Annotated in this window: 9 protein-coding genes and 1 tRNA gene; 7 read left to right on the top strand and 3 right to left on the bottom strand. The window is 61.6% G+C overall.

Going from position 1 to position 9353, the window contains the following annotated elements:
• Positions 1 to 110 precede the first annotated feature (110 nt).
• Positions 111 to 1325 carry a multidrug effflux MFS transporter gene (locus tag QMG52_RS18460; protein ID WP_283561886.1) on the bottom strand — a complete coding sequence of 405 codons (1215 nt, stop codon included), beginning with the start codon at positions 1323 to 1325 and terminating at the stop codon, positions 111 to 113.
• 141 nt (positions 1326 to 1466) lie between these two features.
• On the opposite strand from QMG52_RS18460, the gene QMG52_RS18455 reads away from it, so the two are divergent.
• From QMG52_RS18455 to QMG52_RS18430, 6 genes are all read left to right on the top strand, one after another.
• On the top strand, positions 1467 to 2885 hold the full coding sequence (locus QMG52_RS18455; RefSeq protein ID WP_283561885.1) for a sugar porter family MFS transporter: 1419 nt from the start codon (positions 1467 to 1469) through the stop codon (positions 2883 to 2885).
• A gap of 192 nt (positions 2886 to 3077) precedes the next feature.
• On the top strand, positions 3078 to 3929 hold the full coding sequence (locus QMG52_RS18450) for a phage holin family protein (RefSeq protein WP_283561884.1): 852 nt from the start codon (positions 3078 to 3080) through the stop codon (positions 3927 to 3929).
• An 86-nt stretch (positions 3930 to 4015) separates the two neighbouring features.
• Complete coding sequence (locus tag QMG52_RS18445; protein WP_283561883.1) at positions 4016 to 4696, top strand: CDP-alcohol phosphatidyltransferase family protein; 681 nt, start codon at positions 4016 to 4018, stop codon at positions 4694 to 4696.
• Complete coding sequence (locus tag QMG52_RS18440; protein ID WP_283561882.1) at positions 4693 to 5616, top strand: DMT family transporter; 924 nt, start codon at positions 4693 to 4695, stop codon at positions 5614 to 5616. Before QMG52_RS18445 ends, QMG52_RS18440 begins: the two co-directional genes overlap by 4 nt.
• Before the next feature lie 204 nt (positions 5617 to 5820).
• Positions 5821 to 6990, top strand: coding sequence for a glycosyltransferase (locus QMG52_RS18435; protein WP_283561889.1), 1170 nt, complete (start codon positions 5821 to 5823; stop codon positions 6988 to 6990).
• A gap of 225 nt (positions 6991 to 7215) precedes the next feature.
• Positions 7216 to 7289, top strand: a tRNA-Ile gene (locus QMG52_RS18430).
• An 87-nt stretch (positions 7290 to 7376) separates the two neighbouring features.
• Here QMG52_RS18430 and QMG52_RS18425 read toward each other — a convergent pair.
• Together QMG52_RS18425 and QMG52_RS18420 are read right to left on the bottom strand one after the other, a co-directional pair.
• Positions 7377 to 7529, bottom strand: a complete 153-nt coding sequence (locus QMG52_RS18425) for a hypothetical protein (protein ID WP_283561881.1) — start codon at positions 7527 to 7529, stop codon at positions 7377 to 7379.
• Positions 7530 to 7576: 47 nt separating this feature from the next.
• A complete protein-coding gene (locus tag QMG52_RS18420) occupies positions 7577 to 7882 on the bottom strand; it encodes a DUF4282 domain-containing protein (protein ID WP_283561880.1) in 306 nt (101 codons plus the stop codon).
• A 272-nt stretch (positions 7883 to 8154) separates the two neighbouring features.
• On the opposite strand from QMG52_RS18420, the gene QMG52_RS18415 reads away from it, so the two are divergent.
• Positions 8155 to 9342, top strand: a complete 1188-nt coding sequence (locus QMG52_RS18415) for an acyl-CoA dehydrogenase family protein (protein WP_283561879.1) — start codon at positions 8155 to 8157, stop codon at positions 9340 to 9342.
• Positions 9343 to 9353: the final 11 nt, after the last annotated feature.

The raw sequence follows: 9353 nt of genomic DNA, 5'->3' as shown, positions 1-9353 counted from the left end.
CGCGGCCGCACCGAATATGCCGCCCATTTCCCAAGAGGACCACAGCCCCACCTCCAGCGGTACCCCCTAGCCGAAACGAGCAGTACCACCTACCCGGACTAGCCGTACCATCACGCCGTATTTGCCAGTCTAATGACAATCCATAGGGACAGCACCAACAGCGCGATGCAGGCCGCCATAACTGCCCCCATTGGGGTTGCGCTGCCCACGCCGACCAGTCCGACCAGAGGGGAGACGAGTCCGGCGAAGCCGAAGGTGGAAGCGCCCAGCAGCGACGCTGCAGTGCCGGCTTGGGCGCCGTGTTTGGAGAGTCCCAGGACCTGGATGCAGGGGAAGGCAAAGCCCGTGGCCATGATGTAGAACCACAGTGGCAGCATGACGCCCCACAGGCCCAGCTGCAGCTGATCGAAGATGACAATCAGGGCAGCCATCAGCAGTTGGACCGCGCTGGCGGCGGCGATGACCCATTGCGGTCCGAGCCGACGCAGCAAACGCGCGGAGACCTGCACACCGGTAACGATGCCTAACGAGTTAATTCCGAAGAGGAGTCCGTACTCCTGCGGGGAAAATTTGTAGACCGTCTGGAAGAGGAATGGAGATGCGGAAAGGTAGGTGAACAGGCCCGCGAAATTCAGTCCGCCGACCAGCAGCGTGCCCACGAAGATCCGGTCGGCGAAAAGGATGCGGTAGCGCTGCCGCATCGTGGCACCGGAGCGGCGCCGTTGTTGAGCCGGCAGTGTTTCGACGATGAAGAAGGAGGCCGCAAGCAGCACAATAAATCCGTATGCGGTCAGGAACCAAAAAATGCCCGGCCACGCCACGAGGCCCAGGAGCTGGGAACCGATCACCGGCGCCAGTATCGGAGCCATACCGTTCACCAGGGCAAGCCGTGACAGCATGCGAACCAACGGGTAGCCGCTGAACAGGTCCCGGACCATCGCCATCGCGACGACACCGCCGCCAGCCGCTCCGACGCCCTGAAGCACGCGGAAAACCCCCAGCATAGTGATGTCCGTGGACAACGCAGCCCCCACTGATGCAAGCACATGAACAGCAGTGGCCAGGATGAGTGGCATCCGACGCCCGAACTTGTCGCTGAAGGGACCGACCACCAGCTGGCCTAGTGCAAATCCCAGGGTGGTCGCTGTCAGTGTGAGCTGGATAGCCGCGGCGCTGGCATTGAGGTCATGTTCGAGAATCGGGAATGCCGGCAGGTAGAGATCCACGGTGAACGGACCCAGCGCCGTGAGCATGCCAAGAATCAGAACGTAGACCAGTTTTTGCCGGCGGGAGAGAGCGTCCCCCGGATGGACGTGCGAGCTCAAGAATCTTCCTCTGATGGTTACGAGCCGTGGCGTGCCCCACGTCAGTCAGTATGCTGGTAGTTTCAGTGGACATCCGGCGGAATTCCCGACAGCAGAAGGCCAAGTCTTTATCCTAAAGCCTGGACCAGCAGAGGAGAGAGCATGAGTTCCGAACAGCACGGCGCAACACCAAAACGGGGAAAGATTATCGGTGTGACCATAGCGGCGGCTCTGGGCGGGCTGTTGTTCGGGTTCGACACGGCGGTGATTAACGGTGCCAACGAGGCCATCCGGGCGGAATTTGCCTTGGACCCCGCGGTGCTAGGTTTTGTCGTGGCGGTTACGCTACTCGGGTGTGCCGCCGGTGCCTGGTTCGCGGGCCAGTTGGCGGATCTCTGGGGCCGCAAAAAAGTGATGGTGCTGGCCGCGGTCCTCTTCATTGCCAGCTCGCTTGGCGCAGGCCTCTCCTTCGCCGCCTGGGATCTGATGATCTGGCGTTTCATCGGCGGTCTGGCAATCGGAACCGCGTCAGTGATTGCCCCGGCATATATTGCTGAAGTGGCGCCGGCGCGAATGCGTGGGGCGCTGGGATCCTTGCAGCAGCTCGCCATCACCTCGGGTATTTTTCTGGCACTGCTCTCGGATGCCTTTCTGGCCGATTCTGCCGGTGGCGCCTTGGGCCAGTTCTGGCTGGGTCTGTCGGCCTGGCGCTGGATGCTGCTGGTGGGCGTTCTGCCGGCAGCGGTTTATGGCGCACTGTCCCTCGGCATTCCCGAATCCCCGCAATATCTGATCCGTGTCGGCAGAGTCGATGAGGCACGCAAAGTCATCGCCAGCGTGGTTGGCTCCCGGGATCCCGATGCCCGCATTGAGGAAATCCGCGACAGTTTTGAGCGCGAGGAAAAAACCAGCTTCCGGGAACTGCGCGGACCAAAACTGGGACTGCAACCGGTCCTGTGGGTCGGCATGGCAGTTGCGGCGCTGCAGCAACTGGTTGGCATCAATGCGATCTTCTACTACTCGAACACCTTGTGGCAATCGGTCGGTTTCAGCGAAAAGGACTCATTTACGACGTCGGTCATTACCGCGGTTATTAACGTCGCCTTGACATTTGTGGCCATCTTTTTCGTGGATAAGGTGGGCCGCACCAGGCTCCTGCTGGCCGGTTCCGCCGGTATGTTCCTCGGCCTTCTCGCGGCGGCCGTGTCATTCTCGCAGGCCACCGGCAGCGGAAACAATGTCTCCCTTCCCGCACCTTGGGGCGCGGTCGCCTTGGTCGGTGCCAACATTTTCGTGATCTTTTTCGCGGCTACGTGGGGACCGGTGATGTGGGTGGTTCTGGGCGAGATCTTCCCGAACCGCATCCGGACCCTGGCCCTTGGGCTGACCGCGATGGTCAACTGGATCTTCAACTTCGTCGTCACCTTGTTGTTCCCGATCCTCAGCGCCGCCGTCGGACTGGGCTTTGTGTACGGCGGCTTTGCCGTCTTCGCCGCGTTGTCCTTCTGGTTCGTGAAGACCAAGATGCCCGAGGTCACTGGTCGGGAGCTTGAGGATAAGAACAAACTCCTCAAGGCATGATGGGCGGCCAAACGGGTTCGTCCGCGGGCCGGTCGGCAGCCGCGTGGTGGCTGCCCTCGGCGCCGTCCGGCAGCGGCTCGGCGAGGCCCAGCTCGATGGTAATTTTGAGAAGTAAGAGTGCCGGGGAGCTCGGCGCATCGTGCGCGTGCGGTCCGTATGCGTTCGCAGGTTCCAATGATGGAGGCGGTTCCGATGAGTAGTGCTCGACACGCTAAGGCCGGCCCCCTGGAGGTCCACTCCGCGGGCAGCGGGTCCACCTTGATGGGCGCGCTCAAGCTGGCGTCCCGGCTGGTGCCCAAGCAGCTGAACGATGAGATTTCCCTGGCGAAGGCGGAGCTCAAACGCAAAGGCATAGCTCTGGGCATCGCTTCCGCATTCTTCGCCGTGGCCCTGATCTTCCTGGCGCTTCTGGTGGTGGCGCTTGTTGTGGCGGCCATTATGGGGCTGGCCACGATCATGCCGGCTTGGCTGGCGGCCTTGCTGGTCGGCGCGTTCTTCTTGATAGTTCTCCTGATCGCCGGCCTGATCGGCGCGCTCAGGCTCAAGAAGGCGTTGCCTCTGAAGCCGGAGCAGGCCATCACCGGTCTCCGCTACGACGTCGGAGTTGTCAAAGAAGGCGCTAAGTTCAATACTTCCACCTTGGTGGCAAAGCCGCTGACCAAGGCCGAGGCCAAGGCCAAGAAGGCCGAGAAGACTGCGAAGTCCAAGCGCGCCAAGGCGGAGAAGGAAGCAAAGGCAGCCTTGAACGGCCCCGCCCCGACCGAACACGAGCTTAGCCAGCGGACGGCGGCGCGGCGCGAGCATCTGCTCGGGCTGCGGGCAACGATCATGGCCCATGCGGATGTCCGGAAGGACGCCCGGACGTTGATTCACAAGGCCAAGATTACGGCCGACGACGCCGCCAGGGATGCGCGCCGCGGGCTCGCCGATCTGTCCGGGTCGGCAGCCGCCCAGACGGCCAGGGACCGCTGGGTTCCGGTCGGCGTCTTCCTGGTGTCCGTAACGATCCTGCTGATATTCCTGCGAAAATTGATCCGGAAGTAATGACGGTCCGCTGCCGGATGCGAAGCACTCGCCACGTAAGAGGATAACGGCAGCGGAATGAGCGTGAGACGGAGGAGGGGGACGGCGTGAGACTGATCGGAGCGGGAACCCGGCGCGGTGAAACCCTGACGGATCATGAGGTGATCCTCACCGTCCCCAATGTGCTCACGGTGCTGCGTTTTCTCGGTGTGCCACTTTTCATGTGGCTCGTCCTCGCCGAACAGCAGTACGGCTTCGGCGTGTTGGTGCTGGCCATCATGGGCGGCACCGATTGGGTGGATGGCTATGTGGCACGCCGTTTTGATCAGATGTCCCGGCTGGGGAGAGTGCTTGATCCCATCGCCGACCGGCTGGCGCTGACCGCCGTGGCAATCACTCTGGTGATCGCCGGCCTCGCCCCTTGGTGGCTGCTGGCCGCACTGGTGGTTCCGGACGCCGTCCTGCTGACCATGTGCATCGTGTTCTTCCGCTGGCATCCGGATCTGCCGGTCAGCATCCTGGGAAAAGTCCGGATCGCCGCGCTTCTGCTGGGCACTCCGCTGCTCCTGCTGGCGAAGGCGGTGGGCTCGGAGCCGAATGCGCTCCAGATTCTCGCCTGGATCTTCCTGACGATAGGAATAGTGGGTCACCTGATCGCGGCCAACAGCTACTTTTGGGCTATTTTGCGCAAACACCGCCAGCTCCGCAGCGCGGGACGGATACCCGATGGTTCGCTGCCGAACGAACCACTGTCCCCTGGCCCCCGGGCCGGAGACGGTGCCCCGTGATGTGGCTCGCTGTGACCTGCGCCGTAGCCGGCGCGTTTTTTCTGGCCTTCGGCGCCCAGCGCCAGGGCAGTGCAGTTCAGGCCAACACCGGCGGCCTGGCTCTGGGCGGGAACGGATTTCTTCGACTGCTGCGCAATCCGCGCTGGGTGCTGGGACTGCTGCTGTTGACCGCCGGCATGGCTCTTAACGTGGTGGCTCTGACCCTGGGAACCCTGACCGTGATTCAGCCGATCGGGGCGATTGCCCTTGTCATCACAACGATCGTCAATGCCAAGGATCAGAACATCAGGCTCAACCGTGCCACCGTCGTAACGATCTCGTTATGCGTCACGGGAAGTGCACTGTTCGTGCTGCTCGCCGTCAATGTGGTGCGCGAAAACACGCATGTCACGGTGGCGGAGGAGCTGACGGTCGTCCTGCTGCTGGCCGTCGTCGTCGGGCTTCTGGGCACCTGCATGGTGCTCTTCAAGCACCGGCTGAAGGCATTTTTCTACATCCTCGGGGCGGGGGCCCTGTTCGGTTTCGTCGCGGTGCTGACCAGGATCATTTCAAAGCAGCTCTTCGATCCGAACGGTCTTTTTCTGCTGAACGTGCAGTGGTATTCCATTATTGCCATTGCCGCCGCCGGCGGGCTGGGCTCCTGGTTCGTGCAAAGCGCCTATGCCAGCGGACCGCCTGATCTGGTGATTGCCGGACTGACGGTGATCGACCCCATTGTGGGTATCGCGATTGGCATCACCATTCTGGGCGAGCTCCGCCCCGACGTGCCCGCAGTGATTGCCATTGGCATGGCCGGAGCCGCATTGCTTGCTATCGTGGGAGTCGTAGCGCTGTCCCGACACCATCCCGATGTGGTCAAACAGAGAGACGCATCCCGAAAGGACCATAAAAAGGGCTCGAAAAAAACCGCGAAGCGGTAGCCCGGTGTGGGGGAGTCCAGTCGTCAGCGTCAAAACACGTCGGCCGGGAATCCCGGCGCGCGCGGACCCGGTGGGAACCGGTCGCGTGAGAAGCCACCAGGAGTAATTTCAGTGACATCCGTACAGAGCACCGAACCGCACCACCGGGCCGCGGCCCAGCACGCACCGGAGGCCCGCACGGAACCCGAAGTTCAACCGAAGCGCCTGACCGTCCTGATTGCTGCAGACACCTACGCTCCCCAGATCAACGGCGCGGCAATGTTCAGCTACCGTCTGGCCAAGGGGATGACCGCGCGCAGCCACGACGTCCACGTCCTCGCATGCCGCGCGGACAAGGGGAAAAGCTTCACCGAGTTCCGCAGGGAGGCGTCGGTGCACCGGCTCCGTGCCCATTCGGTGCCGACGCATGAGTATTTCCGCGTCTGCCTGCCCTGGGAAATCAAGAAGGACATCAGCCTGCTTTTTGACCGGATTGAACCGGACGTGGTGCACGTCCAGAGCCACTATATGATCGGCGAGCAGGTTGTGTACGAGGCCCAGCGCCGCGGTATCCGGATCATCGCGACGAATCATTTCATGCCGGAAAACCTGAATCCTTTCCTACCGTTTCCGCAGTGGCTCAAGAACATTATCGGGCGGGTGTCATGGAAGGACATGGGCAAGGTCATGGGCCGTGCGGACGTGATCACTACTCCCACGCCGCTGGCTGCTAAGGCCATGCACCGGCACGCCTTCCTGCCACAGGTGCTCCCGCTCTCCAACGGAATCGATTCGGCAGTCTATGAGCTCCAGCCCGGCGAGGACATTGAACGGCACCAACATCCAACGGTGCTCTTTGCCGGGCGTTTGGCGGAAGAAAAGCACGTTGATGTCCTGCTTGACGCCGTCGCCAAGACGCCGGCAGAGCTCAACGTCCACGTGGAAATTGTCGGCGGTGGGGAGGTCAAAGCCGCGCTCAAGGCTCAGGCGGAACGCCTGGGGCTGAAGGACCGGGTCAAGTTTTTCGGTCTCGCCAGCGATGCGGACCTGCGCAAGGCGTACATTCAAGCGGATCTCTTTTGCATGCCGGGCACCGCAGAGCTGCAGTCACTGGTCACACTGGAGGCCATGAGCGCCTCCACCCCCGTGGTTTTGGCCAATGCCATGGCACTGCCGCACCTGGTGCGGGAGGGCAGCAACGGATACCTGTTCACGCCCGGGGACAGCAGCGACCTGGCGCAGAAAATCACCACTATTCTGCAGCTTCCCGCAGAAGACCGCGCGGCCATGGGTGAGGCCAGCCACGAGATGGTGGAAAAGCATGGCCTGGCCAAGACGCTGGACACCTTCGAAGACCTGTACCGCGGCGGCCGGTACGAGGACTATGCGGTCTAGGGTCTGGGGTCTGGGGTCTGGGGTCTGGGGTCCAAGGTCTAGGGCTGGCTTCCGGAATCCGGGGTTTGAATTCTGGGATCTGTGGCCGGGAGCTCGGTCCGAAACCACAAGACGCTGCAGCCGATCGGCAATTCCTGCTTCACTCCCGGCCCGACGGGTAAATGCGCGGAAGCTGGCTTCAGACCTATTAGGATGGCTAAGACGGCCGTTTCGGTGCGTGCGCATGGGGCTATAGCTCAGCTGGTTAGAGCGCGGGACTCATAATCCTAAGGTCCTCGGTTCAAGTCCGAGTAGCCCTACAGACAAGATTGAAGGTCCGGCAAGATGAAGGTGCGGTCCCTGCGGGGGCCGGACCTTCATCTGTTCAGTCGTTGCCGGGCCGGCCTTTAGCGCGTCGGCGGGGTAGCGGGATGGCCCGGGTAGGGCTGGGCCGGACCCTGGCCATAGGGCGGCGGATAGACGCCTTCCTCCGGTGGCAGATTTCCGCCAGCGAGCCGCACCAGCGCGGCGGTGTTCTGCGCCGTTTTGATGCTGGCCAACAGGGATTCCAACCCGATGCGGACGAAGACGAGGTACAACAATCCGACTATCGGTCCGAGAAGCAGCAGGACGAATACCCTAAAAGTCCATTCTGGTTGAACGCCGCGATGACGAAGATCACATAGCTTAGGCCAATTCCGACCATCGCAAGAATGTAGACAATTTTTGCGACCGTCGGTGCGATGTACCTGTCGAAGCTCAGGTCAAAAGACTCTTCATTAGATTCCCCAATAATGACAGGTGCGTCAATGACCAGCGGGACCCCTGTAACTGCCATCCGGCGCAAATAACGCGTACTGCCATCCGGCGTAAATAACGCGTACTGCCATCCGGCAAATACTTTCCACAGCATACTGTGCAGCGGCTCACGGTCAGAATGTGAACTTTCGGAGGAACCGTGGAGATAAATCCGCGGCTGTGAATCGCCGCGCGGCTGGCCAAAAGTCCCGGCGTAGCTGGCCAGGGGACAGAGGGTGGACCTCAGATCTTTTGTCGTCCGCTGCAGCCCCGTTGGAAGTCTTTGCCGCCGGAGGATAACTGCGGTATGTTACTCATGAGTAACTAATCCGGATCCTGTTTCGGGCAACCTTTCAGATCAGCAGGATCACGAGCGAAGGAACGCCGATGTCCAAGGCCATTGACCTCAATAATCTCCCTTACGCCGATGGCGATTTCTATTCTTTTGAACACCTCCTAAGCGATGCCGAACGTGCGCGGCTACAGGAGGTCCGGGATTTTCTGACCAAGGAGGTCCGGCCGATTGCTGTCGATTGCTGGAACCGCGCCGATTTCCCGATGGAGATTATCCCGAAGCTGGCGGAGCTGGACGTGGTCAGCCCGGTCCGTCGCCAGGGATATTCCAACGTTTTTGCCGGGATGGTGCATGCAGAGTTCACGCGGGCGGATGCCTCCATCGCCACGTTCGTGGGTGTCCATGATGGTCTGTTTACTGGTTCCGTTGAGGAGCTGGCGTCCGAGGAGCAGAAGGCTGCTTGGCTGCCGGATATCTACTCTCTGAAGAAGATCGGTGCCTTCGGGCTGACCGAGCCGCTGGGGGGTTCGGATGTTGCCGGCGGAACCCGGACGACCGCCCAGCGTGACGGTGACAACTGGATTCTGAACGGCGCCAAGCGGTGGATCGGCAATGCTACTTTCTCCGACTGGGTGCTGATCTTCGCCCGGGACGTGGCCGATAACCAGGTGAAGGGCTTCCTGCTGGACACCAAGACCGAGGGCTATGCCGCGACGAAGATTGAAAACAAGATTTCGCTGCGCACCGTGCAGAACGCGGATATCACGCTGACCAATGTGGTGGTTCCGGATGAGTTCAAACTGGCCGGGGCCAACAGCTTCCGCGATACCAACAAGGTGCTGAAGGTGACGCGTCTTGGCGTGGCCTGGCAGGCCGTGGGGCAGCAGCTTGCTGCCTTCGATGTGGCTCGCCGGTACGCGGTGGAGCGTCAGCAGTTTGGCCGCCCGCTGGCGTCCTTCCAGCTGGTACAGGATCAGCTGGTACAGATCCTGGGCAACGCGGTCAGCTCGATGGGCATGATGGTCCGGCTGGCGCAGCTTGAGGACGAGGGCGTGGCCAAGGACGAGCAGTCGACGCTGGCCAAGGCCTTCACGACGGCGCGGATGCGCGAGAGCGTCGCTTTGGGCCGCAGCATTCTGGGCGGCAATGGCATTGTCACGGACTATGAAATGGCAAAGATCTTTGCCGACGCCGAGGCGATTTACTCCTACGAGGGCACCCACGAAGTCAATACCCTGGTGACCGGCCGGGCCATCACGGGAATCTCCGCGATCGTCTGAGGCGCCAGAAC

Origin of the sequence: Paenarthrobacter sp. PH39-S1, assembly GCF_030063245.1 — a bacterium.
Taxonomy (GTDB): Bacteria; Actinomycetota; Actinomycetes; order Actinomycetales; family Micrococcaceae; genus Arthrobacter_M.
Note: the sequence above shows the minus strand (reverse complement) of the source record. Positions and strands in the feature narration are given on the sequence as shown.